This is a genomic window from Halomonas sp. 1513 (assembly GCA_001971685.1).
In the GTDB taxonomy this organism is placed as follows: Bacteria; Pseudomonadota; Gammaproteobacteria; order Pseudomonadales; family Halomonadaceae; genus Franzmannia.
Window position 1 is genome coordinate 2,709,962 of sequence record CP019326.1, and the last position, 26,718, is coordinate 2,736,679.

General features: G+C 67.6%; 28 protein-coding genes. 14 read left to right on the forward strand and 14 right to left on the reverse strand.

Annotated elements, in window-relative coordinates; translation table 11 throughout:
* Positions 1–27 precede the first annotated feature (27 nt).
* The gene (locus tag BWR19_12265) at positions 28–480 is read left to right on the forward strand and encodes a hypothetical protein (GenBank protein APX95012.1); all 453 of its coding nucleotides are present in this window, start codon (positions 28–30) and stop codon (positions 478–480) included.
* 42 nt (positions 481–522) lie between these two features.
* On the opposite strand, the gene BWR19_12270 is transcribed toward BWR19_12265, so the two are convergent.
* Complete coding sequence (locus BWR19_12270; protein APX93646.1) at positions 523–1,281, reverse strand: Nif3-like dinuclear metal center hexameric protein; 759 nt, start codon at positions 1,279–1,281, stop codon at positions 523–525.
* A gap of 102 nt (positions 1,282–1,383) precedes the next feature.
* Between BWR19_12270 and BWR19_12275 the strand changes: the two genes are divergently transcribed.
* Positions 1,384–2,622, forward strand: coding sequence for a transcriptional regulator (locus BWR19_12275; GenBank protein ID APX93647.1), 1,239 nt, complete (start codon positions 1,384–1,386; stop codon positions 2,620–2,622).
* A gap of 84 nt (positions 2,623–2,706) precedes the next feature.
* On the opposite strand, the gene BWR19_12280 is transcribed toward BWR19_12275, so the two are convergent.
* The 9 genes from BWR19_12280 to BWR19_12320 form a co-directional block, all read right to left on the reverse strand.
* A complete protein-coding gene (locus BWR19_12280; GenBank protein APX93648.1) occupies positions 2,707–4,029 on the reverse strand; it encodes a histidinol dehydrogenase in 1,323 nt (440 codons plus the stop codon).
* Positions 4,030–4,090: 61 nt separating this feature from the next.
* The gene (locus tag BWR19_12285; GenBank protein ID APX93649.1) at positions 4,091–4,753 is read right to left on the reverse strand and encodes an ATP phosphoribosyltransferase; all 663 of its coding nucleotides are present in this window, start codon (positions 4,751–4,753) and stop codon (positions 4,091–4,093) included.
* Between the two features lie 21 nt (positions 4,754–4,774).
* On the reverse strand, positions 4,775–6,037 hold the full coding sequence (locus BWR19_12290; protein ID APX93650.1) for a UDP-N-acetylglucosamine 1-carboxyvinyltransferase: 1,263 nt from the start codon (positions 6,035–6,037) through the stop codon (positions 4,775–4,777).
* 14 nt (positions 6,038–6,051) lie between these two features.
* A complete protein-coding gene (locus BWR19_12295) occupies positions 6,052–6,315 on the reverse strand; it encodes a cell division protein BolA (GenBank protein APX93651.1) in 264 nt (87 codons plus the stop codon).
* Positions 6,316–6,459: 144 nt separating this feature from the next.
* Positions 6,460–6,792: an anti-anti-sigma factor gene (locus BWR19_12300; protein ID APX93652.1), complete on the reverse strand. Its 333-nt coding sequence runs from the start codon at positions 6,790–6,792 to the stop codon at positions 6,460–6,462.
* A complete protein-coding gene (locus BWR19_12305; GenBank protein APX93653.1) occupies positions 6,789–7,454 on the reverse strand; it encodes a toluene tolerance protein in 666 nt (221 codons plus the stop codon). The genes BWR19_12300 and BWR19_12305 overlap by 4 nt, the downstream gene beginning before the upstream one ends.
* 23 nt (positions 7,455–7,477) lie before the next feature.
* On the reverse strand, positions 7,478–7,942 hold the full coding sequence (locus tag BWR19_12310; protein APX93654.1) for an outer membrane lipid asymmetry maintenance protein MlaD: 465 nt from the start codon (positions 7,940–7,942) through the stop codon (positions 7,478–7,480).
* Between the two features lie 16 nt (positions 7,943–7,958).
* Positions 7,959–8,741, reverse strand: a complete 783-nt coding sequence (locus BWR19_12315) for an ABC transporter permease (protein ID APX93655.1) — start codon at positions 8,739–8,741, stop codon at positions 7,959–7,961.
* Positions 8,738–9,550, reverse strand: a complete 813-nt coding sequence (locus BWR19_12320; protein ID APX93656.1) for a phospholipid ABC transporter ATP-binding protein MlaF — start codon at positions 9,548–9,550, stop codon at positions 8,738–8,740. Before BWR19_12320 ends, BWR19_12315 begins: the two co-directional genes overlap by 4 nt.
* A 172-nt stretch (positions 9,551–9,722) precedes the next feature.
* Between BWR19_12320 and BWR19_12325 the strand changes: the two genes are divergently transcribed.
* From BWR19_12325 to BWR19_12375, 11 genes are all read left to right on the forward strand, one after another.
* Positions 9,723–10,658, forward strand: coding sequence for a calcium/sodium antiporter (locus tag BWR19_12325; GenBank protein ID APX93657.1), 936 nt, complete (start codon positions 9,723–9,725; stop codon positions 10,656–10,658).
* 69 nt (positions 10,659–10,727) lie between these two features.
* Entirely contained in the window at positions 10,728–11,702 is a 975-nt protein-coding gene (locus tag BWR19_12330; GenBank protein APX93658.1) for a D-arabinose 5-phosphate isomerase, read from the forward strand.
* Positions 11,703–11,710: 8 nt separating this feature from the next.
* Positions 11,711–12,268: an HAD family hydrolase gene (locus BWR19_12335; GenBank protein ID APX93659.1), complete on the forward strand. Its 558-nt coding sequence runs from the start codon at positions 11,711–11,713 to the stop codon at positions 12,266–12,268.
* Positions 12,269–12,271: 3 nt separating this feature from the next.
* Positions 12,272–12,862: an LPS export ABC transporter periplasmic protein LptC gene (locus BWR19_12340; protein ID APX93660.1), complete on the forward strand. Its 591-nt coding sequence runs from the start codon at positions 12,272–12,274 to the stop codon at positions 12,860–12,862.
* Positions 12,859–13,368 carry a lipopolysaccharide transport periplasmic protein LptA gene (locus tag BWR19_12345; GenBank protein ID APX93661.1) on the forward strand — a complete coding sequence of 170 codons (510 nt, stop codon included), beginning with the start codon at positions 12,859–12,861 and terminating at the stop codon, positions 13,366–13,368. Before BWR19_12340 ends, BWR19_12345 begins: the two co-directional genes overlap by 4 nt.
* 36 nt (positions 13,369–13,404) lie before the next feature.
* The gene (locus BWR19_12350; protein ID APX93662.1) at positions 13,405–14,130 is read left to right on the forward strand and encodes an LPS export ABC transporter ATP-binding protein; all 726 of its coding nucleotides are present in this window, start codon (positions 13,405–13,407) and stop codon (positions 14,128–14,130) included.
* Positions 14,131–14,293: 163 nt separating this feature from the next.
* Positions 14,294–15,709, forward strand: coding sequence for an RNA polymerase factor sigma-54 (locus BWR19_12355; GenBank protein APX93663.1), 1,416 nt, complete (start codon positions 14,294–14,296; stop codon positions 15,707–15,709).
* Between the two features lie 111 nt (positions 15,710–15,820).
* Positions 15,821–16,129, forward strand: a complete 309-nt coding sequence (locus BWR19_12360) for a ribosomal subunit interface protein (protein APX93664.1) — start codon at positions 15,821–15,823, stop codon at positions 16,127–16,129.
* A gap of 6 nt (positions 16,130–16,135) precedes the next feature.
* A complete protein-coding gene (locus tag BWR19_12365; protein APX93665.1) occupies positions 16,136–16,624 on the forward strand; it encodes a PTS fructose transporter subunit IIA in 489 nt (162 codons plus the stop codon).
* A gap of 71 nt (positions 16,625–16,695) precedes the next feature.
* Positions 16,696–17,619, forward strand: coding sequence for an RNase adaptor protein RapZ (locus BWR19_12370; protein APX93666.1), 924 nt, complete (start codon positions 16,696–16,698; stop codon positions 17,617–17,619).
* A gap of 4 nt (positions 17,620–17,623) precedes the next feature.
* Positions 17,624–17,893, forward strand: coding sequence for an HPr family phosphocarrier protein (locus BWR19_12375; protein APX93667.1), 270 nt, complete (start codon positions 17,624–17,626; stop codon positions 17,891–17,893).
* Between the two features lie 10 nt (positions 17,894–17,903).
* On the opposite strand, the gene BWR19_12380 is transcribed toward BWR19_12375, so the two are convergent.
* The gene (locus BWR19_12380) at positions 17,904–19,244 is read right to left on the reverse strand and encodes a metalloprotease PmbA (GenBank protein APX93668.1); all 1,341 of its coding nucleotides are present in this window, start codon (positions 19,242–19,244) and stop codon (positions 17,904–17,906) included.
* A 66-nt stretch (positions 19,245–19,310) separates the two neighbouring features.
* On the opposite strand from BWR19_12380, the gene BWR19_12385 reads away from it, so the two are divergent.
* The gene (locus BWR19_12385; GenBank protein ID APX93669.1) at positions 19,311–19,817 is read left to right on the forward strand and encodes a hypothetical protein; all 507 of its coding nucleotides are present in this window, start codon (positions 19,311–19,313) and stop codon (positions 19,815–19,817) included.
* 139 nt (positions 19,818–19,956) lie between these two features.
* On the opposite strand, the gene BWR19_12390 is transcribed toward BWR19_12385, so the two are convergent.
* From BWR19_12390 to BWR19_12400, 3 genes are read right to left on the reverse strand one after another with little or no spacing between them, the layout of a single operon-like run.
* Entirely contained in the window at positions 19,957–21,405 is a 1,449-nt protein-coding gene (locus BWR19_12390) for a metalloprotease TldD (GenBank protein APX95013.1), read from the reverse strand.
* Positions 21,406–21,422: 17 nt separating this feature from the next.
* A complete protein-coding gene (locus tag BWR19_12395) occupies positions 21,423–25,220 on the reverse strand; it encodes a DUF3971 domain-containing protein (protein ID APX93670.1) in 3,798 nt (1,265 codons plus the stop codon).
* Positions 25,221–25,223: 3 nt separating this feature from the next.
* Entirely contained in the window at positions 25,224–26,687 is a 1,464-nt protein-coding gene (locus BWR19_12400) for a ribonuclease E/G (protein APX93671.1), read from the reverse strand.
* Positions 26,688–26,718: the final 31 nt, after the last annotated feature.

The following is a 26,718-nucleotide window of genomic DNA, read 5'->3' on the forward strand; positions in this document are numbered from 1 at the left end:
TGGCGGCAAGAACTAAAGGGGAACGACGTGTACGACAGTAATATCGACTGGATACTGGCCATCGTCAGCGGCTTGGCCGGCATCGGCATCGGCGCACTGGGCTATCACCTGCTCAACGCCAATGTAGCGCGCAACCAGAAAGTGCGTCAGCGCCTGGCCGAGGCCGAGCTCGAACTCAGCCAGGTCAAGGATGCGCTCAACGACCACTTTGCGCGCGCCGCCGATCTGGTCACCAGCATTCAACGCCAGAGCCATGAGCTCGAGCAGCAGCTGTCGCTGGGGGCCGACCGGCTCTGCGACGACCTGCAGATCAAGCGCCGCCTGACGCCGGGCGATGAGCTGTCGAGCGACGATGACGCCTCACCGGCGGTTCCCCGGGACTACGCAGACGGCGATCACGGCACCCTGGCCGAAGACTTCGGCCTGCGCCGCGACGATGACGCCGCCGACGCCACCCAGCCGCAGCCACCGCGCTACTGAGGCCATGACGCCGCGCGCCTTGGCGCCGGCGTCCCCTCCCGCTCAGGCGGGGTTGTCGATGTCCACGAAACGGTGCTCGATACCCAGCTCTGCGGCCAGCCAGTCGCCCAGCGCCATGACACCATCGCGCTCGGTGGCGTGGTGCCCCGCCGCCAGGTAGCTGATCCCCATCTCACGGGCGATATGCGTGGTACGCTCGGAGATCTCCCCCGAGATGAACAGCTCCGCACCGGCCTCGGCGGCAGCCGCGATCATGTCCTGGGCACCGCCGGTACACCACGCCACTCGCCCGACCTCGCCGCGGTGGCCCTCGACCAGCAGCGGCTGGCGCCCCAAGCGCTCGCCGACGTGGGCCGCCAGGGCCCGACTGTCGAGCCCCGCCGGCGGCGCGCCCAGCCACAGCAGCCCCTCGCCCTGCTCGCCGTCTGCACAGCCGCTGGGGGTGAAGCCCAGGCGCTGGCCAAGCAGCGCATTGTTGCCCAGCGTCGCATGGGCATCCAGCGGCAGATGATAGGCGAGCAGGTTGATGTCGTGGCTGAGCAGCGTCTTGAGGCGGCGCTGCTTCATCCCGGTCACCGCCACCGGCTCGTTCTTCCAGAAATAGCCGTGGTGTACCAGCACCAGATCGGCGTCCCAGGCCAGCGCCTCGTCGAGCAGCGCCTGACAGGCCGTGACACCGCTCAGCACCCGCTTGATCTGTGGGCGTCCCGCCACCTGCAAGCCATTGACGGTATAGTCCTTGAAGCGCGCTGGCTGCAGCAGCGTGTCGCATGCAGCCACCAGCGTCTGACGATCGATCATGCTCTCCTCCCAGACAGGCCAAAAGCGGCAGTGTTACAATAGCTCGCCATTGTAGCGACTGTGGCTACCCCCAGCGACCGCCCCGTCGACAAGGAATCTTGCATGCGTCGTACCCTGCTGCCCTATGTGTGGCCCGTGCTCATCGGTGTACTGCTGGCTATCGTGTTGCTCAACGCCTTTCCCCAATTGATCGGCCGCGGCCAGCCCCAGGCGCCGGCGCCGACACCCGCCGAGCGGGTCGAGCCGCCCGCGCAGACGCTGACGGCCGCCCAGCCGGACGGCGAGCCGCGCCCTGCGCCAGAGCTGCAGACCGCAAGCCCACTGTCCCGCGAGCAGGGCCCCTTCAGCTACTCGGCCGCGGTCGATCGCGCCGCGCCGGCGGTGGTCAATATCTACTCGTCGCGCATGGTCGAGCGGGATGAGCATCCGCTGATGTCGGACCCCTTCTTCCGCCAGTTCTCCGGCGACGACGCCACCTCACGCCAGCGCATGCTCTCCAGCCTGGGCTCGGGGGTGATCGTCAGCGACGACGGCTATGTGCTCACCAATCACCACGTGATCAGCGGCGCCGACCAGATTCAGGTCGCCCTGCGCGACGGCCGCAACACCCTGGCCGAGGTCATCGGTACCGACCCCGAGAGTGACCTGGCCGTGCTGCGCATCGACCTCGACGACCTCCCAGTGATCGCCATCACCGACTCGACCCAGGCCGCGGTAGGCGACGTCGCCCTGGCCATCGGCAACCCCTTCGGCGTCGGCCAGACCGTGACCATGGGCATCATCAGCGCCACCGGCCGCAGCCACCTGGGCCTGAATGCCTACGAGGACTTCATCCAGACCGACGCGGCGATCAATCCCGGCAACTCCGGCGGCGCACTGATCAACCCTGAAGGCGCGCTGGTCGGCATCAATACCGCGATCTTCTCCCGCTCGGGGGGCTCCCAGGGCATCGGCTTCGCGATTCCCGCCAACCTGGCGCGCAATATCCTCGACGAGCTGGTCACCCAGGGCCGGGTCATTCGCGGCTGGCTGGGCATCGAGGCCCAGGAAATGACCCAGGAGCTGGCCGCCTCCTTCGGCCTGCAGACCCCGGGCGGCGTGGTGATCGCCGGCATCGTGCCCGACGGCCCGGCGGCACGGGCCGGCCTGCGTCCCGGTGACGTGCTGCTCGAGGTCGACGGTCGCCCGATCCTCGATGCACGGGTGGCGATGGCCGATATCGCCGCCATCGAACCCGGCGCCGAACTGCCCATCGCCGTCATCCGCGGCGGCGAGCGGATCGACCTGGTCCTCGACGTGGGCGAGCGCCCACCGCCGGAGGGGCGCCGTCCGGATCGCTAGGCGCGCTCCAGCACAGCGCAAAACGCCCCCGTCAGTGTGACTGACGGGGGCGTTTGCGTTCAGCGCTGCGTTAATCGGCCGCGTTCAGGGCTTGATGCGGTACTCCGCAGAGCGCGCGTGGGCGGTCAGCGACTCCCCGCGGGCCAGCACCGAGGCGGTGCGCCCCAGCGCAGACGCGCCGTCGGCGGAGCAGTGGATGATCGACGAGCGCTTCTGGAAGTCGTAGACCCCTAGCGGCGAGGAGAAACGGGCGGTGCCCGAGGTCGGCAGCACGTGGTTGGGACCCGCACAGTAGTCGCCCAACGCCTCGGCGGTATAGCGACCCATGAAGATCGCCCCGGCGTGGCGCACCTCACCGAGCCAGGCGTCGGGATCGGCCACCGAGAGCTCGAGGTGCTCGGGGGCGATGCGGTTGATCAGCGCCGCCGCCTCGCTGCGGTCGCGGCACACCACCAGCGCGCCCCGCGCCGCCAGCGACTCGGCGATGATCGTCTGACGCTCCATGGTCGGCAGCAGCGACTCGATCGACGCCGCCACGGCATCGGCATGGGCAGGCTCCCAGGTGATAAAGATCGCCTGGGCGTCCTCATCGTGCTCGGCCTGGGAGAACAGGTCCATGGCCAGCCAGTCGGGATCGGTGCCGCCGTCGGAGACCACCAGGATCTCCGAGGGGCCGGCGATCATGTCGATACCCACCTGGCCGAATACCGCGCGCTTGGCGGTGGCCACGTAGATATTGCCCGGCCCGACGATCTTGTCGACCCGCGGCACGCTCTCGGTACCGTAGGCCAGTGCCGCCACCGCCTGCGCGCCACCCAGGGTAAAGACATGGTCGACGCCGGCCAGATGCGCCGCCGCCAGCACCAGCTCGTTGAGCACCCCGTCCGGGGTCGGCACCACCATGACGATCTCGCGCACGCCGGCAACATGCGCCGGAATCGCGTTCATGAGTACCGAGGAGGGATAGGCGGCCTTGCCGCCGGGCACGTAGATCCCGGCGCGGTCCAGCGCCGTGACCTGCTGGCCCAGCACCGTGCCGTCGGCCTCGGTGTATTGCCAGGACCCCGGCTTCTGATGCTCGTGGTAGACGCGAATACGCTCGGCGGCGGCGGCCAGCGCCTCGCGCTGCTCGGCGGGCAGGCCATCATAGGCTTGGCGCAGGCGCGCCGGCCCCAGGGTCAGCTCGGCCATCGAACTCACCGCCAGGCGATCGAGGCGGTTGGAGAGCTCGACCAGGGCCGCATCGCCGCGGCTACGCACCGCGGCGATGATGTCATCGACACGCTGCTGAACCTCGGCACTGGAGACGCCCTCCCAGGCCAGGAGTGCGTCGAGGCGGGCATCGAAATCGGCGTCGGCGGTGGACAGCCGGGTGATCGCGGGAAGCTCACGGGCATTGTCGGTCATGGGGCTCTCTCCAGGTAACCTCGCTCATCCTTGAGCGGCGGGACAATAGGATGACTCGGGACTAACGGGCCGCCGGCGCGCGGTGATCGCGGCGCTCGGCCACGGCGCCTCGCAGGCGCTCGATCAGCGGCTTGAGACGCGCATGCTTCATGGTCATGGCGGCCTTGTTGACCACCAGCCGAGTGCTGATGCTGGCGATCAGCTCGCGCGGCTCCATGCCGTTGGCACGCAGCGTGTTGCCGGTATCGACGATATCGACGATCTCGTCGGCGAGGTTCATCAGCGGCGCCAGCTCCATGGCCCCGTAGAGCTTGATCACGTCGGCCTGGATACCCTGCTCGGCATAGTAGCGGCGCGCCACGTTGACGAACTTGGTCGCCACCCGGCGCCGCGCCAGGCCCGGCTCGGCGCCCTGCACCCCAGCGGTCATCAGCTTGCAGCCGGCGATCTCCAGGTCGAGCGGCTCGTAGAGCCCCTCGGCGCCGTGCTCGAGCAGCACGTCCTTGCCGGCCACCCCGAGGTCGGCGGCGCCGAGCTGCACGTAGGTCGGCACGTCGGTGGCACGGATCACCACCAGCTTGACGTCGGGCAGGTTGGTGTCGAACAGCAGCTTGCGGCTCTTGCCGAGATCCTCGGCAGGCTCGATCCCGGCGTCCGCCAGTAGCGGCAGGGTCTCATCGAGAATGCGGCCCTTGGACAGGGCCACGATCAGTTGCTTGGTCATCAGCTAGCTCACGTCGGTCATTTAGCCGGGCACTCGGCGAATCTTGGCGCCCAGCAGCTGCAGCTTCTCTTCGATGCACTCGTAGCCGCGATCGATGTGGTAGATGCGGTCCACACAGGTTTCGCCCTCGGCCATCATCGCCGCGATCACCAGCGAGGCCGAGGCGCGCAGGTCGGTAGCCATCACCGGCGCGCCGGACAGCCGCTCGACGCCGGTGATCATCGCGGTATTGCCCTCCAGGGCAATCTGCGCGCCCATGCGGTTGAGCTCCTGGACGTGCATGAAGCGATTCTCGAAGATCGTCTCCACCACCCTGGACGTGCCCTCGGCCACGGCATTGAGGGCCACGAACTGGGCCTGCATGTCGGTGGGGAACGCCGGATAGGGCGCGGTGCGGATATTCACCGCCCGCGGCCGCTTGCCGTGCATGTCGAGTTCGATCCAGTCAGCGCCGGTGGTGATGCTAGCGCCGGCCTCTTCGAGCTTGGCGAGCACCGCTTCGAGGATATCGGCGCGGGTACGCCGCACCCTCACCCGTCCACCGCTGAGCGCCGCGGCCACCAGAAAGGTACCGGTCTCGATGCGGTCGGGCATCACCTCGTGGTGGCAGCCGTGCAGCCGCTCGACGCCCTCGATGGTGATGGTATCGCTGCCGTGGCCACGAATATTGGCGCCCATGGCGATCAGGCACTCGGCAAGATCGACGATCTCTGGCTCGCGGGCGGCGTTCTCGAGAATGGTCGTGCCTTCGGCCAGGGTCGCCGCCATCAGCAGATTCTCGGTGCCGGTCACGGTTACGGTATCGAAGAAGATCGTCGCGCCCTTCAGGCGGCCGTCGCTGCGGGCGCGGATATAGCCGCCCTCGACGCGGATCTCGGCGCCCATGGCTTCGAGGCCGCGAATGTGCAGGTCGACAGGGCGCGAACCAATGGCGCAGCCGCCGGGCAGCGACACGTCGGCGTGCCCGAAGTGGGCCAGCAGCGGGCCCAGCACCAGGATCGAGGCGCGCATCTTCTTGACCAGCTCATAGGGCGCGTGGCAATCCTTGACCTGGGCGCCGTCGAGCTGGATGGTCATGCGCTCGCCCATCACCGGCTCGACGCCCATGCGCCCCAGCAGTTCCAGCGTGGTGGTGATGTCCTGCAGGTGCGGCAGGTTGCCGATGGTCACCGGCCCGTCGGAGAGCAGGGTGGCGCACAGGATCGGTAGCGCCGAGTTCTTGGCACCGCTGGCCCACACCTCGCCGTCGACGGGGCCGTTGCCGGTAATGATCAGTTTGTCCATGAAGGTCCGTTTCGTCAGGCGCCGCCAGCGGCGGCGTTGTCGGCGGCGTTCTGCCACTGGCTGGGGGTATAGGTCTTGATGCTCACGGCGTGCAGCGCACCGCTGGCGATCTCCTCGGACAGCGCCGAGTAGATCAGCTGCTGGCGCTTGACCGGCGACAGATCAGCGAACACCTCGCCCACCGCGGTAACCTGGAAATTGCAGCCCTCACCCTGGATATGGAAATCGCAGCCATCGATACGGGCCTCGAGTAGCGCCTTGACGTCACTGGGTTGCATGCGCGCAGCTCTCCTCTGAAATAAGCATGTCAGCGCTAGACCGGCGTACGCGGTACGCGGAGCGCAAATGGGTTCCAATGGTAATCAAAAGCGCCCCGCTTGGCGATGCCAAGGGGGCGATTCAGTAACGGGGGGGGGGGTGCCTCAGGCCGCAGAAGCCTCGGGGAGCAGGCTGTCGAGGCCCGCCATGCGCGTCAGCCGCGCCAGCGGCGCCGACAGCGTCACGCTGTCGATGACCAGCCCGGCGGCCTCGGCACGCCGGATCCATTCGAGCAGCACGCTGAGGGCCGCACTGCTGACCCGCTCGACGCCACTCAGGTCGAGGACCAGGCGGGTAGCCGCTGGCTGCTTGGACAGCCAGGCGCCGCCGCTGGCTGCCAAGGCCGCGGCGACCTCGAAGTCGACGTCGCCGCTGACCGCCAGGCGCGAGGCCTCGGCATCGAGACGCACGCCGCTCTCCTCCAGCAGGCAGCTCATGCCGAGCCGCCCTCCTCCAGCTCATCGACGCCCACTTCCGGCGACCAGCCGTCGATCACCGCATCATAGTCGCGGCCATGATCGCGCATCGCCTGATCGAACTGGTTGCGGAAGGTCAGTCCCAGGTTGATGCCGTTGACGATCACGTTGACCACCTTCCACTCGCCGTCGCTGAGGCGCAGCGAGTAGCTGACCGGATATACCTGACCGTTGGTGGCGACGACCTCCATGGCCACGCTGGCCTGGTCGTCGTGACGCGACTCGCGCTGGTTGTCGAGCACCCGCAGTTCGCGATAATCGAAGGTCACCAGCCCCTTGGTGTAGGTGTCGATCAGCGTCTGGCGAAACGTCCTGGCAAAGCGACTGCGCTGCTCCGGGGTGGCATTCTGGAAGTAGCGCCCCATGACGCTGGCCCCGATATAGCGGAAGTCGGCGATGTCGTCGAGGTTGCTATCCACCAGCGCCTCGAGCTCATCGAGGTTGTCGGCGAAGTAGTCGCGACGCCCCTCGATCTCGCCCATCAGTTCATCGATGCTATCCCGGATCAACTGCTCGGGGGTCTGGCTGGGCTGCTGGGCCTGCAGTGGCCCCGCCACGAGCAGCATCAGCGCTGCCACCAGGACGGCTGCACCAGACAGGTAACGCTCACATACTGCTCGCATAACGCCTCCATCGACAAATGTCATCAATCACTGACCATATTGGACACGAACTGCTGGATGAGTTCTTCCAGCACCAGTGCCGATTGCGTATCGCGTATGGTGTCGCCATCCGCCAGGGTGTCGGGGTCACCGCCCACCGACAGGCCCACATACTGCTCGCCGAGCAGCCCCGAGGTCAGAATCGCCGCCGTGGTATCCCGCGACAGGCGGTCCTCGAGCTTGCCGTCCAGCTCCATGACCACCCGCGCATCGTACCAGTCGGTATCCAGCTCGATGGACGAAACCCGCCCGACGGTGACCCCGGCCATGGTGACCTGGGCACGCGGCTTGAGACCGCCGATATTCGAGAAGTTGGCCTCCAGGGTGAAGGTGTTGCCTGGCGCGGTGAGGGTCAGTCCGCTGACCCGCAGGCCGAGGAACACCAGCCCCAGGATCCCTGCGAGCATGAATAGCCCGACACCGAGTTCCATTATCTTGCTGCGCTTCATGCCTTGTCTCCGCTGATCATGACATCCCGCCGAACATTACCGCGGTCAATACGAAATCCAGCCCCAGAACGGCCAGCGAGGAGTAGACCACGGTCCGCGTGGTGGCCCGTGAGATGCCCTCGGAGGTGGGGATCAGGTCATAGCCCTGGAACACCGCGATCCAGGTCACCACCAGGGCGAACACCAGACTCTTGACCATGCCGTTGCCGACGTCGCCGACGAAGTCGACACTCGACTGCATGTTGCCCCAGTACGAGCCGTCGAAGACGCCCAGCCACTCGACGCCGACCAGATAGCCGCCGTAGATACCCACCACGCTGAAGCCGATGGTCAGCAGCGGCAGCGCCACGAAGCCTGCCCAGAGCCGCGGCGCTACGATTCGCCGCAGCGGGTCGACGCCGATCATCTCCATGCTGGTGAGCTGCTCGGTGGCCTTCATCAGGCCGATCTCGGCGGTCAGCGCCGAGCCGGCACGGCCGGCGAACAGCAGCGCCGCCACCACCGGAGAGAGTTCACGCAGCAGCGACAGCGCCACCATTTGGCCCAGTGCCTGCTCGGCACCGAAATCGACCAGGATGGTATAGCCCTGCAGCGCCAGCACCATGCCGATGAACAGCCCCGAGACCAGCACGATGGCCAGCGACAGCACGCCGACGAAATGCATCTGACGCAGCCACAGGTAAAGCCCTTCGCGGGACGGCACGCCCACCGACGACTGCGCCAGGAACATCCCCGCTCGGCCCAGCGCCTCGAGGACCTCGCAGCCACGCCGGCCGAGGGCCGTGATATGGCGGATCATCCTACGCCTCCTGCACCCAGCATGTCGTGGCGGAAGTCCGCGGCCGGATAGTGGAACGGCACCGGCCCGTCGGCCTCGCCGTGCACGAACTGGCTGACGCGCGGATCCTGGTCGACGTCGAGGGTCGCCGGCGTGCCGTGGGCCATTACCTGGCCATCGGCGATCACGTACACATAGTCGGCGATCGACAGCGTCTCCTTGATATCGTGGGAGACCACTACCGCAGTAAGCCCCAGCGCTTCATTGATGCGCTTGATCAGCTGCACCAGCACGCCCATCGAGATCGGATCCTGACCGACGAACGGCTCGTCGTAGAGAATCAGCTCAGGGTCCAGGGCCAGGGCCCGCGCCAGTGCCACGCGGCGGGTCATGCCACCCGACAGCTCGGACGGCATCAGCGACCTGGCACCGCGTAGCCCCACCGCCTCGAGCTTCATCAACACCAGGTCGCGCACCATCGCCTCGGGCAGATCGGTGTGCACGCGCAGAGGGAAAGCGACGTTCTCGAACACGCTCAGATCAGAAAACAGGGCCCCGCTCTGGAACAGCATCCCCATGCGGCGGCGCAGCCGGAACAGCGCCTTGCGCGACAGCGCATGGACCTCCTGGCCATCGATCCAGATGCGCCCGGAGGCCGGGGTCAACTGGCCGCCCATCAGCTTTAGCAGGGTCGTCTTGCCGGTGCCGCTGGGCCCCATGATCGCGGTGATCTTGCCGCGTGGAATGGTCAGCGACACACCACGGAAGATATCCTTATCACCGCGAGAGAAATGCAGACCATCGATCACCACGAAGGGCGAATCACTCATCGCATATCATCTCGTCGAAAAATTATCGAACATCGTATCTTAACTGCGACAGCCCCCGCCAGCGAGAGTTGCGGCAACGCATCATTTAGCCTCGGCTCGGCGCCTTGCACCCCCGCCCCAAGCGGCGTTTAATTGGCGCCTTCTCATTGAACACCACCGGACCGCCTGCTGCATGCTGCTTCCTCTGATTGTCATTCTGATCGGCCTGGCCGGCCTGCTGTGGAGCGCTGACCGCTTCGTCGGCGCCGCCGCCGCCACCGCGCACCGTGCCGGCATGAGCACCCTGCTGATCGGCATGACCATCGTTGCGCTGGGCACCTCGGCACCCGAGATACTGGTCTCGATCATGGCGTCGCTGGACGGAATTCCCAACCTCGCCACCGGCAACGCGCTGGGCTCCAATATTGCCAATATCGGCCTGGTATTGGGCATCACCGCGCTGGTGGCACCAATCCCGGTACGCTTTTCCATCGTGCGTCGCGAGCTGCCATTACTGCTCGGCGCCACCGGCCTGGCCGGCTACGCGCTCGCCAACGGCATTCTGGGCCGCTTCGATGCCCTGTTCCTGCTTGCCCTGCTGGCCTTCAGCCTGTGGTGGCTGTTTCGCGCCGACACGCCCGACGAAGCGGTGCCGGGTCAGGTACCCGACATGCCCCTGCCCAAGGCGCTGGGCTGGTTGGCGCTGACCCTGCTGCTGCTGCTGGTCAGCTCGCGTCTGCTGGTATGGGGGGCCAGTGAAATCGCCCGCGGGTTCGGCATCAGCGAGCTGGTGATCGGGCTGACCATCGTCGCCATCGGCACCAGCCTGCCAGAGCTGGCCGCCTGCATCTCGAGCGCCCTCAAGCGCCACCACGACCTGGCCATCGGCAACGTCATCGGCTCCAACCTGTTCAACATGCTCGCGGTGCTACCGATTCCCGGGATGCTGGCCCCCGGCCCCATCGACCCCGCCGCCGCCAGCCGCGACTTCCCGACCATGCTGACCCTGACCCTGCTGCTGGGGGCGCTGCTGCTGTGGCAACGCCACGGCGCCATCGGCCGCCTGCCCGGCGGTGCCCTGGCACTGCTGTATGCTAGCTACCTGGCCTGGCTGGCGCTCTCTCTCTGAGCGCAGCTCTCGGACACTCGCTCGGCGTTCTACTTGAGCCCCGCGCCACAACCGGCAACAATCACCGCCATGACCGACACCTCTTCCTTTCGTACCAGCGCCTGTCGCACCCTCGACCTCGAGCAGCAGGCCATCGCCGCGCTCGGCGCCCAGCTCGACGTCGACTTCGACCGCGCCTGCCAGCTGATGCTCGACTGCCAGGGCCGCGTGATCGTGACCGGCATGGGCAAGTCGGGCCATATCGCCGGCAAGATCGCCGCCACCCTGGCAAGCACCGGCACGCCGGCCTTCTTCGTGCACCCCGGCGAAGCCAGCCACGGCGACCTGGGCATGATCACCCGTGGCGACGTGGTGCTGGCGCTGTCCAACTCCGGTGAAACCAGCGAGGTCACCGCGCTGCTGCCGCTGCTCAAGCGCATGGGCACGCCGCTGATCAGCATGACCGGACGCCCCGGCTCGACCCTGGCACGCCACGCCGAGGCGCACCTCAACGCCGCGGTGGCCCGCGAGGCCTGCCCCCTCGACCTGGCCCCCACTGCCTCGACTACCGCGGCCCTGGCGCTCGGCGACGCGCTGGCGGTGGCACTGCTCGAGGCGCGCGGCTTCACCGCCGAGGAGTTCGCCCTGTCACACCCCGGCGGCAGCCTCGGCCGCCGCCTGCTGCTCAAGGTCGGCGACCTGATGCATCAGGGCAGCCGCCTGCCCCAGGTGCCGCTCGGCAGCCCGCTGCGCGACGCCCTGCTGGAGATCACCCGCCAGGGCCTCGGTTTCACCTGCGTGGTCGATGAACAGGGCCTGCTGGCCGGGGTCTATACCGACGGCGATCTGCGGCGTACGCTCGATCAGTATGCCGACCTGCGAGCGCTCACGGTGGACGAGGTCATGACCCGCCCCGGCAAGCGCATCGGCGCCGAGGTACTGGCGGCCGAAGCCGTCAGGGTCATGGAGGACAACCGTATCACCGCCCTGGCGGTGGTCGACGACCAGGGCCGCCCGGTAGGCGCCCTGCACATGCACGACCTGCTCACCAGCGGCGTCATCTAGGAGGTTTAATGAGCCCCGACACCCCCGCCTTACCCCCGACCCTGATCGACCAGGCACGTCACGTCCGCCTGCTGGCGCTGGACGTCGACGGCGTGTTCACCGACGGCCGCCTCTACTTTCAGGCCGACGGCATCGAGATCAAGGCGTTTCATACCCAGGACGGGCACGGCATCAAGCTGCTGCGCCAAGCCGGCCTGGAGGTCGCCTTGATTACCGGGCGGGATTCACCGATGGTCAGCCAGCGCGCCGCGGCGCTGGGCATCCACCACGTGCTGCAGGGCCGCGAGGATAAACTCGAGGCTCTTCGCGAGCTCTGCCAGCGCCTCGACCTGGGGCTCGAGCGGGTCGCCTACGGCGGCGACGATCTACCCGACCTGGCCGCCATCAAGCGTGCCGGCCTGGGCATCAGCGTGCCCAATGCGCCCGACTACATCCGTGCCCACGCCGACTGGATCACCCAGCGCCCCGGCGGCCACGGCGCCGTGCGCGAGATCTGCGACGCACTGCTCCAGGCCCAGGGCCACTGGGGCGCCGTCGTCGACACCTACCTGCACGGCAAGCGCTGAGCCATGGCCATCCGCCTGCCGCGCCCCTCCTACAAGCTGTGGCTGCTGCTGATTTTGCTGCTGCTGGGCGGCGTGCTGGCACTGCTCGACCAGCGTGACAGCTTCGGTCCCGGCCCGGTGCCACGCGACGAGGCCGGTGAGCCCGACTACTACCTCGAAGACGCCACCATGACCCGCTTCGATGCCGAGGGCCGCCCTCATCAGCGCCTCGAGACGCCGCGCCTGGTGCACACCCCCCACGACGACGTGACGCGCGCCCAAACGCCGGTCAGTCGGCTACTCGACAACGAAGGGCGCACCTGGTTCGGGCATGGCGATGTCGGCACCCTGGGGCCCGGCAACGAGCGCTTGACGCTGGCCGGCAATGCGCGCCTGGAAGCCCCCGACGAGGGCTGGCGGCTGGAGACCGACGTGCTGCACGTCGACCTCGATATCGGTCACGCCTTCAGCGAGACCACCGCCACCCTGTTCCAGCCGCCGCAGTGGACCCGTGGCGAGCGTTTCGACGCCTGGTTTGACGAGGACCGCATGCGCCTGACCGACAACGTGCGCGGCCACCACCCCCCCGAAGTCTCCGAGGAACCCGCATCATGAGGCGATCACCCCTGACACTGGCACTGGCCGCCTGGCTGCTGCTGGGCAGTGTTCCCGCGCTGGCTCAGAGCCAGGACGCCAGCCAACCCATCGACGTCACCGCCGACCAGCTCGACCTCGACGACCGCGCCGGCACCGCCGTCTACACCGGCGATGTCGACATCCGCCAGGGCTCGCTGCAGGTCACCGGCGACCGCGTCGAGATCCGCCGCAACGACGCCGGCGACGTCTCGCGCATCACCGCCACCGGCGAGCGTGCCTACGTCGAGCAGCGCCCCAGCCCCGACGAGGAGCTGATGCGCGGCTGGGGCCGCACCATCATCTATCACGTCGCCGAGCGCCGCGTGGAGCTGATCGATCGTGCCGAGCTGCACCAGGCCCGCGACACCTTCGACGGCGGCTACGTCGAGTACTTTCTCGACCGCCGCGTGGTCCAGGCCCGCTCCGACGTCGAGGGCAGCGAGCGCCAGCGCGTGCGCATGACCCTCACCCCCGAGCAGAACTGACGTGACCCCATTCGTCCAAACACCTAAGGCAAGCGCATGACCACCCTCCGCGCCAAGCACCTGGCCAAGAGCTACAAGCGTCGCCGGGTAGTGCACGACATCAGCCTGACCATCGAGCAGGGCAGCATCGTCGGACTGCTCGGCCCCAACGGCGCAGGCAAGACCACGTCGTTCTACATGATCGTCGGGCTGGTCAAGGCCGATGCCGGCGAGGTGTCCATCGACGACCGCGACCTGTCGCGGGCCGCCATGCACGAGCGTGCCCAGGCCGGACTGGGCTATTTGCCCCAGGAAGCCTCGGTGTTTCGCAAGCTGTCGGTGGCCGACAACATCATGGCGATCCTCGAGACCCGCAAGGATCTCGACCGCGCCGGGCGCCAGGCACGCCTCGAGCAGCTGCTCGAGGAGTTCCACGTCACCCATATCCGCGACAACCTGGGCATGAGCCTGTCCGGCGGCGAGCGGCGGCGGGTCGAGATTGCCCGGGCACTGGCCACCGAGCCGACCTTCATTCTGCTCGACGAACCCTTCGCCGGGGTCGACCCGATCTCGGTGGGCGAGATCAAGGGCATCATTCGTCAGCTCAAGGCGCGCGATATCGGCGTGCTGATCACCGACCACAACGTCCGCGAAACGCTGGATATCTGCGACCGTGCCTATATCGTCGGCGACGGCCAGATCATCGCCGAAGGCAGTGCCAGTGAGGTGCTAGGCAACCAGCGAGTCCGCGACGTCTACCTCGGCGAGGACTTCCGGCTCTAAGAATACCCTGCTCCAAGCCCATGAAAACACGCCGTGCTATTGACAACTGGCACACGAATTGCGCATGGCATGTTTATTGCAAAGATTTCATACCAATCCGCTTGCATGGGGTCGCGACGCGGGCTAACGTGATCGCTCACTTGTCAGCGAAGCCGTCTCCCCCATGGCCATGAAACCCTCGTTGCAACTGCGCGTCGGTACCCACCTGACGATGACACCCCAGCTGCAGCAGGCGATCGCCCTGCTGCAGCTCTCGACCCTCGACCTGCGCCAGGAGATCCAGCAGGCCCTGGAGTCCAACCCCATGCTCGAGATCGATGATGCCTTCGGCGAGCAGGAGGTCGCGGAAGCCAAGGAGGACGACTGGTCGAGCGAGATCCCCGAGGAACTGGCCGTCGACAGCGACTGGTCGGACACCTACCAGGACATGGCGCCCAGCGGCAGCGGCGAAGGGCCGGACTTCGAGCGCAACGCCAGCGGCGAGAGCCTCCACGATCATCTCGCCTGGCAGCTGGCGATGACCGACCTGGTCGACCGCGAACGCACCATCGCCGAGAGCCTGATCGATGCCGTCGACGACAACGGCTACCTGGCGGCGAGCCTCGACGAACTCAGCGGCGGACTGCGCGACCAGGGCCTGTCAGGCCTCAAGGCCAACGAAGTCGAGCAGGTGCTGCTGCGTCTCCAGCAGTTCGAGCCTACCGGCGTGTGTGCCCGCGACCTGCGCGAATGCCTGATGCTGCAGCTCGGCGTACTCCCCGACGACACCCCGCTGCTACCCCAGGCCAAGCGCCTTGTCCGCCAGTTCCTCGAAGCCCTCGCCGCGGATGACCGCAAGCTGCTCAAGCGCCGCCTGCGCCTGGATGACGATCAGCTCGATCAGGTCATTGCCCTGGTCCGGACCCTCGATCCGCGTCCCGGCCAAGCCTTCAGCGACAGCAGCAACGACTACGTGATCCCCGACCTGATCGCCCGGCATACCCAGGCCGGCTGGCGCATCGAACTGAACCCCGAGGCGCTGCCGCGGATGCGCATCCAGCCCGACTACGCGGCGCTGATCAAGCGCGCCGACAAGAGCGATGACAACGCTTTCATGAAGCAGCACCTGCAGGAGGCCCGCTGGCTGATCAAGAGCCTGTCGAGCCGCAACGACACCCTGCTGCGGGTCGGCCGCGAGATCATGACGCGCCAGTTCGACTTCCTCGAGCAGGGCGAGGAGGCCATGAAACCGCTGATCCTGGCCGATATCGCCCAGGCGGTGGAGATGCACGAGTCGACCATCTCGCGCGTCACCACCCAGAAATTCATCCACACCCCGCGCGGCGTGTTCGAGCTCAAGTACTTCTTCTCCAGCCACGTGGGCGGCGCCGGCGACGGCGGCGATGCCCACTCCAGCACGGCGATTCGCGCGCGCTTGAAGAAGCTGATCGGCGAGGAGCCGCCGCGCAAACCGCTGTCCGACAGCAAGCTGGTCGACCTGCTCGCCGACAGCGGCATCAAGGTCGCCCGGCGTACCGTGGCGAAGTACCGCGAGGCCATGGGCATTCCCCCCTCCAGCGAGCGCAAGCGATTGTCCTGACAACAAAAATAACGGCTTCCCCGGGGTCCGGGAAATCTCCTCTGCCGGGGGGTATGCAGCGCCGGAAAAAGGGTTACAATCGAGACGACACCCGCAGGAAAGGAGCGTGCCATGCAAGTCAACATCACCGGACACCATGTTGAACTGACCGATTCGCTGCGCGACTATGTCGACGAGAAGCTTGCCCGCCTCGAACGACACTACGACAACATCACCACCGTGCAGGTCACGCTTTCCATCGAGAAGGAACGCCAGCTGGCCGCCTGTACGCTCCATGCGGCGGGGGCCGACATCCACGCCGATGCACAGGACGTGGACATGTACGCCGCCATCGATGCCCTGGCCGACAAGCTCGACCGCCAACTGGTCAAACACAAGGAAAAAGCTCAAGCCCGCGCCCAAGGCGCCGGTGTCCGCTGATTCTCCATGACTCTGCAAACCATCCTACCCCCCGAGCGCGCCCTGTTCGGCGTCCCCGGGGGGAGCAAGAAACGGGTGCTGGAATTCTTCAGCACCTTCATTGCCCAGAACACCCCGAGCCTCGACAGCCAGGAAGTCTTCAGTCGCCTGATCGGGCGTGAGCGACTGGGCAGCACCGGTATCGGCAACGGCGTGGCCATCCCGCATGCCCGCAGCCCCCACTGCAAGACCCCGCTGGCCGGCTTCCTCAAGCTCAGCGAGGCGGTGGACTTCGATGCCATCGACGGCGACCCGGTGGACCTGGTGTTCGTGCTGCTGGTGCCCGAGGAGGCCGACGACACGCACCTGGCACTGCTGGCCGAGGTGGCCGGGGTGATGAACGACGCCGATACCCGCAGCCAGTTACGCCGCTGCGAGAGTCAGCGCGAACTTCATGATACCCTGATGGCGGCTATCGACCGCCAGGCCCAGCAACCCGATCCCCCCGCTCCCTGAGCGCTCGGCTGGGGCTGACAGCTAGTCCCTGGCCAGCATGTCGGCGGCACGTTTTCGCGCAGGAGAGCAGCATGCAGCTCGTCATCATCAGCGGCCGTTCAGGCTCGGGCAAATCGATTGCCCTGCAGGCCCTCGAGGACCTGGGCTTCTATGCCATCGACAACCTCCCGGCGATACTGCTTGGCTCGCTGGTAGATGAACTGCATGCCGGCGAGCCGCGTCGCGCCTCGATCGCGGTCAGCATCGACGCGCGCAACCTGCCGGACGCCCTGGAGCGCTTCCCGAGCCTGCTCGATGAGGTGCGCCAGCGCGGCGTCGACTGCCAGGTCGTCTATCTCACCGCCGATGCCAAGATCCTCCTCGAGCGCTATTCGGCGACTCGCCGTCGCCACCCGCTGACCCGCGACAGCGACCGCACCCTGGCCGAGGCCATCGACTCCGAAGAGAGCGCGCTGGCCGATATTCGCGACCTCGCCGACCTGACCATCGACACCACCCGGCTATCGGTCCACGAGCTGCGTGGGCGGATCGCCGACCAGGTTGCCCAGCACGTCGGCAAGCAGCTGACCCTGACCTTCGAGTCGTTCGGTTTCAAGCGCGGCGTACCGCTGGACGCCGACACCGTGTTCGACGCCCGCTGCCTGCCCAATCCCTACTGGGATCCGCGGCTGCGACCGTTCAACGGCCGCGACGCCGAGATCGTCGCGTTTCTCGAGCGCTACCCCGACGTCGGCGCCATGGCGACCGATATCCGTGGCTGGCTGACCCGCTGGCTACCCGCCTATCAGGCCAGCCATCGCAGCTACGTCACCGTGGCGATCGGCTGCACCGGCGGCCAGCACCGCTCGGTGTATCTGGTCGAGCGCCTGGCCACCGAGTTTGCCGCCGACTATCCCGACGTGCGCCTGCGCCACCGCGAGCTCGGCATCCATACCGCCATCACCCATCCCGCCGCCAAGGACAGCGACAACGCCACGTCACCACAAGGATGTTGAGCCAATGCCGAGCCGTGAGCTGACCCTGACCAACAAGCGTGGCCTGCACGCCCGCGCGGCCACCAAGCTGGTGCAGTGCTGCCAGCCGTATCGTGCCAAGGTCAGGGTCCAACACGCCGGTCGCGACGCCGACGCGGCCAACATCATGTCGCTGCTGATGCTCGCCGCGCCCTGCGGCAGCGCCCTCACCGTCCACGCCGAGGGCCAGGACGCCGAGGCCGTGCTCGACGCCTTGAGCGCACTGTTCGAGTCACGCTTCGAGGAGGGCGAGTAGGCGCCCTGCCTTAGCTGCCGGCCACCGTCATCTCGTCGATCAACCAGCTGCCGCTGTGGATGCTGCCGCGGGTGTCGACATCATCGCCGACGGCCACCAGGCCGCGGAACATCTGCTCGAGATTGCCGGCGATGGTGAACTCTTCGACCGGATACTGGATCACCCCGTTCTCGATCCAGAACCCGGCCGCGCCGCGTGAGTAGTCACCGGTCACGCCGTTGACCCCCTGCCCCATCAGCTCGGTGACCAGCACCCCGGTGCCGAGCTGCTCGAGCAGCGCGGCGTGGGGCGTCAACGGCACCTGCAGGCGCAAGTTACGCGCGCCGCCGGCGTTACCCGTGGTCTGCATGCCGAGACGTCGCGCGCTGTACGCCGAGAGCATGTAGCTGGCCAGCCGTCCCTGGTCGACGAACACGTTGTCGCGGGTATAGACGCCGTCGTTGTCGAACGGCGCGCTGGCCGAGGCGCCCACCTCGAGCGGCTTCTCGCTCAGCGTGAACCAGCTCGGAAACAGCGTCTCGCCGAGCCGCCCGCACAGGAAGGAGGCGTCGCGGTACAGCGCGCCGCCGGCAATGGCACTCATCAGATGGCCGAGCAGCCCGGCTGACAGCTGGGGGTCGAACAGCACCGGAAAGCGCCCGGTGGCCGGACGCCTGGCGCCGAGGCGGCGCAGGGTCTTGTCGGCGGCCTGGCGGCCGATCACATCCGCCGCCTGCAACCTGGCCGGGTCACGCTCGCTGGTATACTCATAGTCGCGCTGCATGCCGCTGGCATCCTCGGCGATCAGCATGCACGACAGCGAGTGGCGGCTGCCGCACAGGCTACCCAGGAAACCGTGGCTGTTGCCGTAGACGCGCACCCCCTCGCCGCTCGACAGGCTGGCGCCGTCGGAGTTGGTGATGCCTGCTACGGCGCGTCCCGCAGACTCGCAGGCGAGCGCCAGCTCGATGGCTTCATCGGTGCTCAGCCGCCAGGGGTGGTGCACCTCGAGATCGGGCAGTTCGGTGGCCATCAGCTCGGCCGGCGCCAGCCCGGCATGCGGGTCCTCACCGGTATGGCGGGCGATGCCGATGGCCTTCTCCACCGCGGCCCTGATCGAGGCCTCGCCGGCATCCGACGAGGAGGCGCTGCCCTTGCGGTTGCCGACGAAGACGGTCACCGCGATACCCTGATCGCGGGACAGCTCGACGCTCTCCACCTCGCCCAGACGCACGCTGACGCCGATCCCCTGATCGACGCTGGCCCCCACCTCGCAGGCGTCGGCCCCCAGCTGGCGCGCCTGGTCCAGCGCCGCGGCCACCCGCGTCTCGAGTAGCGCCTGCTGTGCGGCGGCATCAAAAGCCTGTGTCATCTCGTGTCTCCTTGACTGGGGTGGGCTGGTATACTCGCCGCACACCCCGATGCTGATGGTAATGGCATGTCATTCGATTCCCCCGCCGACCACGACGGTTGGCAGAGCAAGACCCAGCGCAAGCAGGAGATGCAGGCCCTGCAGGCCCTGGGCGAGAAAATCATTGCGCTATCCGACGCCGAGCGCGCCCGGCTGCCGCTCTCCGACGAGATGCTTGCCGCAGTCGAAGAGACCGGGCGCATCCGCTCCCATGAAGGCCGGCGCCGCCACATGCAGTACGTCGGCAAGGTCATGCGCCGCGAGGATACTGCGGCGATCCAGGCCGCCTTCGACGAATTCGAGCAGGAAAAGCTGCAGCGCGACCACGCCTTCCACCGCCTGGAGAAGTGGCGCGAGCGGCTGATCGAGCAGGGCGACGAGGCCGTCGAGGCCTTTATCGCCGAATTCCCCGACGTCGACCGCCAGGCGCTGCGCCAGCTGATTCGCAATGCCCAGCGCGAACGCGCCCAGGACAAGCCGCCGACCAGTTCGCGCAAGCTGTTCAAGCTGATTCGCGATACGGCGAGCCTATAGCGTCCTACCCCTCATCGTGGCAGCGCTGCGCGCTGCATCGCGACTGAAGTCGCTCCCACACTGTGTGGTGGCACCAAGGCCAAAGTGGGAGCGGCTTTAGCCGCGATGGTCATGCCGGCTTCACCGCGGTCGTCGGTGCTCACGACGCCGTGCCGCCTACCGTGAGCTCGTCGAGTTTCAAGGTCGGCTGGCCGACGCCCACCGGCACGCCCTGCCCCTCCTTGCCGCACACCCCGACCCCGGTGTCGAGCTCCATGTCGTGGCCAATCATCGACACCTGGGCCATCGCCTCGGGGCCGTTGCCGATCAGCGTCGCGCCCTTGACCGGCGCGGTGATCTTGCCGTCCTCGATCAGGTACGCTTCGCTGGCCGAGAACACGAACTTGCCCGAGGTGATATCCACCTGGCCGCCGCCGAAGCTCACCGCGTAGAGGCCGCGCTTGACGCTCTTGATGATGTCGGCGGGATCGTCCTGGCCGGCCAGCATGTAGGTGTTGGTCATGCGCGGCATCGGCATGTGCGCATAGGACTCGCGGCGCGCATTACCGGTCGGGGCCATGCCCATCAGCCGCGCATTGAGCTTGTCCTGCATATAGCCGGTGAGGATGCCGTCCTCGATCAGCGGCGTATAGGCGCCTGGGGTGCCCTCGTCGTCGATCGACAGCGAGCCGCGGCGATCGGCGAGGGTCGCGTCGTCGACCACCGTCACCCCCTTGGCCGCCACCCGCTGGCCCATGCGGCCGGCGAACGCCGAGCTGCCCTTGCGATTGAAGTCGCCTTCCAGACCGTGCCCCACCGCCTCGTGCAGCAGGATGCCCGGCCAGCCGGCGCCCAGCACCACCGGCATCTGGCCCGCCGGCGCGTCCACCGCCTCGAGGTTGACCATCGCCTGGCGTACCGCTTCGCGGGCGAAGCGGCTCGGTGCCTGGTCGTCGCGCAGGCGCGCCATGGCATAGCGACCGCCACCGCCGGCGCTGCCGCGTTCGCGACGGCCGTTCTTGACCACGATCACGCTGACGTTGAAGCGCACCAGCGGGCGCACATCGGCGGCCAGGGTGCCGTCGCTGGCACGCACCAGCACGACTTCGTAGAGGCCGGTCAGCGAGGCGCTGACCTGGCTTACCGCGGGGTTCTCGGCGCGTGCCACGCGATCGGCCTCCTTGAGCATGGCGATCTTGTCGGCGGCAGAGAGGCCGGCCAGCGGATCGAGGCCGACATAGCGCTCGTCGGCCTGCCCCAGGCGGCCCGGGGACAGCGTCAAGCGCGCGCCACTGCGAGCGATCCCCGACGCGGTGCGCCCGGTATCGGCCAGCGCCTCGGCGGTGATCTGGTTGGAGTAGGCGAAGCCGGTCTTTTCGCCGGCCATGGCGCGCACGCCGACGCCACCGTCGATGTTGTAGCTGCCCTCCTTGACCTCGCCGTCCTCGAGCACCCAGCTCTCTTGCCAGCTGCGCTGAAAATAGAGGTCGGCATAGTCGATACCGGCGCCCAGCGCATGGCCGAGCCCGGCGTCCAGACCGGCGAGGTCCAGCCCGCCCGGGGCCAGCAGCGTCGCCACGGCGCCATCGAGCTTGTCTTGAGCCGTCAATTCACGGGAGTGTAGGTTCATTCGCCACCTTCCAGGGAAATCTGCGGCGAGGTCCAGGGGCCCCGCACGCGGTAATGAATCTGCGTCGCCCGATCGATGGCTCCACCGAACAGGCGATGCGCGATAAACAGTGCCCCGCCGACTATCGGGGCGCCGGCGGCGACCGCCGCCAGCGGCAGATTCTGGCTCACTGGTACCGTGACCCCGAGCCGCTGATCGAGTTCACGGCGCGCCAGGTCGACCTGGCCATCCAGGGTAAAACGGGTCGCCGGCGCCTCGACCACCACCGGGCCACGGGTTTCCAGAATGCCACCATACAAGGTCGCACTGCCGATGACACTGTCGAAGGCGGTGCCCTGGCCGGTGACATCGGTAAAGTCGAGTCGCAGCCGGCGCAGCAGGTTGTCGAAGTTGAGCAGCCCCACCAGCCGTGCCGAGGGGGATTCGAGATAGCGGAAGCGGCCGTCGCGCAGGTCGATATCCAGGCTGCCTCGCGAGCGGTCGAGACCGAACTGCCAGGGCGCCCCCGGCCAGGCCAACTGCGAGCGCACGCGTGTGCTGGCATTGCTGATCGCCATCGGCTGGTCGAGCCGCTCCAGGGCGGAGCCCAGGTCGCCGCCGTCCAGCGACAGTCGCGAGCGGGTCAGGCTCGCCCCACCGGAGGCTTCCCAGTCGATCTCACCGCGCGCCGAGACACGCCCCAGCGTCAAGCCCAGCGGCGCCACCTGCAGCGAGCCGGGGCTGGCCCGCCAGCGGGCGGTGAGCGGGCCAAACGACTTGCCCTCATGCAGCAGGCGGGCGACCCGCAACCGACCGTCGGGCAGTTCGCCGATCCAGTCGGGAAAGACGGCCGGGGTCGGCGCCACGGCGATCTCGTCGAGCAGCCCCTCGGCGTCGGCCTGCTCGGGCATCAGCGCATCCAGGTTGAGCCGCACCAGGGCGACATCCAGCTCGCCGCCGCCGGCCGGGCGGTAGTCGACACGCCCCTCGAGCAGACTGCCGTCGACATCGAGACGCCAGTCATCGCCACTCCATGGGTAGGCACTGACATACAGCGAACCCAGGCAGCGCTGCTGGACCTCCAGACACGGGGTCGCCAGGCGTAGCGCACGTAGCTGATCGGGTGTGCCGTCGCCCAGGGCCAGGCCATCGACCCCTAGCCCCCCCAGCGCCTCGGCCCAGGCCTGGGTGTCGATCCGCGAGGTGCGCCAGTCGACCTCCCAGCCGCTGCCGTCGGGCCAGGCGGGCGTCGTCGGCCACTGCTCAAGCCACGCTTGGCCCTGCGCCCCACGCCCCCACTCGCGCCAGCGCAGCCGCAGCCGTTCGGCCAGCTCGCCCTCGATCACGCCACTTTCCAGGTCGGCGTCGACGAACAGCGGCGCGCGACTGGCCGCCGGCTTGCCGAACGGCGCCGGCAGGCGAATCGCCAGGCCGCTCAAGTCACTGTCGAAGCGGAAGCGGGCCGCGCCTGGTGCCAGGTCGAGTCGCGCCGAATAGGGAAAGACGCCGTCGAGGATGGGCGCCGCGGCATCCAGCCCGGTCCAGTCCAGCAGACCGCTGGCCAGCGCCCTGCCGCTGAAATCGACGCCCTGCTCACGGGTATCGAAATCGGCGCGCAGCGGCCCGCCGAACACGCGGGCACCGAGCACGCCGTCGACCCCACCCTGGTCATCGCGGTGGCGATAGGCCAGCGACCCGTTGACGTTCTGCATGGTGATATCCAGGGGCACATAGACCAGCGTGGGCACGTCGACCTGCGCATCGATATCCAGGCTCAGCGCTTCAAGATCACCGAGCGGCAGCTCAAGCGCCAAGTCACCGGCCAGGGCGCCGCTGCCGCTGAAGTCGCTGCTGTCGAGGTCGAAGAACGGCAGGGCGGCGAGATAGGCGAGCACCGCCTCGCTGCTGCCGGCCAACTCGCCGAGCACGGTCAGGGTGCCGTCAGCGAGGCTGACCCGCCCATCATTGGCCACCACCCCCAGGCTCTCGGCATGGTCGACCCAGGCCTCCAGGCGCATATCGTCCATCGCCAGGCGGCCGCTGACATCTTCCAGCGCCGGCCAGCCCTCGGCAAAGGGGAGAAAGCCGTCGACCAGCTCGAGGGCCAGTTCGAGCTCGATATCGTCAGGCTCGATGCCCTCGCGCAGCGGCTGGCGCAGGCTAAGGGTGCCGGCGGTGACCCGCCCCGCGGCGCCCAGCTCGAGCCAGTCGTTGAGCGCCTCGCCGAACACGCCTACCGGCAACCAGTCACGCAACGGGGTCTCGACTGCGTCGATATCGCGAAACGTCAGATCGAGGCCCAGCTCGCCGGGGGCGTCGCCGCCCAGTGCCAGGTCGAAACCGCCCTGCACCTGCGCGCCGCGCCACAGCGCTTCGAGGTCCTGGCCATCGACATGCACCCGCTCGCCGCGATAGTCCCACTGCACGACACCGCGAGCGGCATCGAGCTGCATCGGCTCGCCGAAAAGACGCGAGAAATTAAGCGTCGTATTGAGGTCGCCGACGAAGGTGACCTTGCCGTGCAGGTCCTCGGCCTCGACCCAGGCATCGATGGGACCGCCGCCCGGGGCGTTCTGCCAGGGCGAGACCGCCACCTGGTGAAAGGCGCCCAGGGCCTGCCAGCTGCCGTTGCGACGGCCGACACCGAAGCCGCTGATGCGCCCCTGGGGGTCGAGGCTGTCGAGCACCCGCACCAATCCCTCGGGGAGCGGCACGCGATTGCGCCAGGCGGCCAGCGCATCGAGCTCGAAGCCGCTGGTGTTGAGCCACCAGTCGCGGCCCTCACCGACGAGGTGCCAGTGCTCGGGAATCGCCGGTCCGTGAGTGGCATCGTCGTCGGCCAGCGGCTCGCGGCTCAGCCACGCCTGCCAGCCGTCGGGGCCTTCACGCAGCCACTGGCCACGCGCGCGAATATCCGCCAGCGCCAGCGTCGAGGTGGCATTGCTGACCACGAGCTGCGGTACGTCCAGATCGAGCCGCGCATCCTGCAGTGCGCCCTGCTGCCAGCGCCCCCACAGCTCGGCCTGGCCATGGGCCTCGTCGAGCCGTACCGGGTCGTTGCGGCTCAGCACTTCCGCCAGCTCGACCAGACTGGCAATGTCCATGCGCGCCTGCAGCGCCGCGCTGAAGTCGGCCAGCCCGCGCGGACCCGGCTGCACCTCCAGCGCCGCCTCCAGGGCAGTCTCTGGCTGCCCCTCGACGTACAGCCAGCCCTCGACATGGGTGCGCCGCCGGTCGCCGGTCATCAGCAGGCTCGGCGCCTCGAGCACCACCTGGCGATCCAGGCCGTGCAGCACCAGCCGCACCTGCTCGGCCTCGACCCGCTGGCGCAGCAGCGCGCCGACCCAGAAATCGAGCCGTTCGAGATCGAAACGGGTGTCGGGCTGGAACTCCGGCGGCAGCTCGGCCGGCTCCGGCCAATGCCAGGTGCGCTCAGGCGTCTGATACAGGTGCACCGTGACCTGACGGATGCGCGCATCCTCGATCACCGGCACCCAGTCGCGCAGCGAAGCACCGCTGTCGAGCCGCAGCCGTGCGTGCTCGACTTCCAGCAGCGGCAGATCGCGTCCGTCACGCGAGGCGATGCGCAGGTGGCTAAGCTCGGCGCGGGGATCCAGACGATCGACCCCGGCGCTCAGCTCGGCCACGCTGACCTCGGCGTTGAAGCGTGCCGAGAGCAGCGTCTCGAGATTGTCGCGCAGCATATCGACCTGGCCCAGCGCCAGGCGCAACGCCACCACCAGTATCGCCAGCAGCGTCAGGCAGATCGCCGCCAGGGTCAGCGCCCAGCGCAGCGTCACGCGGAGTGGGCTCATCGTTTACATCAGCACGATATCGTACTGCTCCTGGGAATAGTGTGCCTCGACCTGGAAACGAATCGTCTTGTCGATGAAGGTTTCGAGGTCGGCTACCGCCGAGGACTCCTCGTCGAGCAGCCGATCCACTACCGCCTGGGAGGCCAGCACCATGTAGGTTTCCGGGCTGTAGGCGCGCTCTTCACGCAGGATCTCGCGAAAGATCTCATAGCACACCGTTTCCGGCGTCTTCAGCGTGCCGCGCCCACTGCAGGTTGGACAGGGTTCGCACAGCGTCTGTTCAAGACTTTCGCGGGTACGCTTGCGCGTCAGCTGCACCAACCCCAGCTCGGTGACCCCGGTGCACTTGGTCTTGGCGTGGTCGCGCTCCAGCGACTTCTCCAGTACCCGCAGCACCTGGCGCTGGTGTTCGGGATCTTCCATGTCGATGAAATCGATGATGATGATGCCACCCAGGTTGCGCAGCCTGAGCTGGCGGGCGATCGCCGTGGCCGCCTCGAGGTTGGTCTTGAAGATGGTCTCCTCGAGGTTGCGATGCCCCACGTAGCCGCCGGTGTTGACGTCGATGGTGGTCATCGCCTCGGTGGGATCGATGACCAGATAGCCGCCGGACTTGAGCTGCACCTTGCGCCCCAGCGCCTTCTGAATCTCGTCCTCGACGCTGTAGAGATCGAAGATCGGCCGCTCGCCGGGGTAGTACTCGATGCGCGTCTCGGTGCCGGGCATGAACTCGCTGGCGAACTCGACCAGCTTCAGGTAATTCTCCCGCGAATCGATGCGCACCTTCTCGATCTCGTCGCGCATCACGTCGCGCAGGGTGCGGATGAACAGCGGCAGGTCGTCGTAGATCACGCTGGGCGCCGACGCGGTAACCTTGCGCTCGCTGACCTTGCGCCATAGCCGCAGCAGAAAGTGCATGTCGGCGTAGAGCTCTTCATGGCCGACACCCTCGGCGGCGGTGCGGATGATGAAACCGCCGCTGATCTCGAGCTCCTGCTCGCTCTGGCACTGCTCGGTCAGCTGGCGCAGCCGCTCGCGCTCGGCCTCGTCCTCGATACGCTGGGAGACGCCGTTATGCGGCGAGTCGGGCATGTAGACCAGAAACCGCGACGGTACCGACAGGTGGGTGGTGAGCCGCGCGCCCTTGGAGCCGATCGGGTCCTTGGTGACCTGGACCACCAGCGCCTGACCCTCGTGCAGCAGATGGCCGATGGAGACCTGCTCGTCGCTAGGGGTATTGGCCGGCATCACCTCGTGGGCGTGGATGAACGCGGCCCGGTCGAGGCCGATATCGACGAAGGCGGCCTGCATGCCGGGCAGCACCCGCACCACCTTGCCCTTGTAGATATTGCCGACGATGCCGCGACGCCGGCTGCGCTCGATAAAGGCTTCCTGCAGGACGCCGTTCTCGACCACCGCCACGCGGGTTTCCATCGGCGTCAGGTTGATGAGTACTTCACCGCTCATGCAGGCTTCCTTATCCAGTGATCATCTCGGC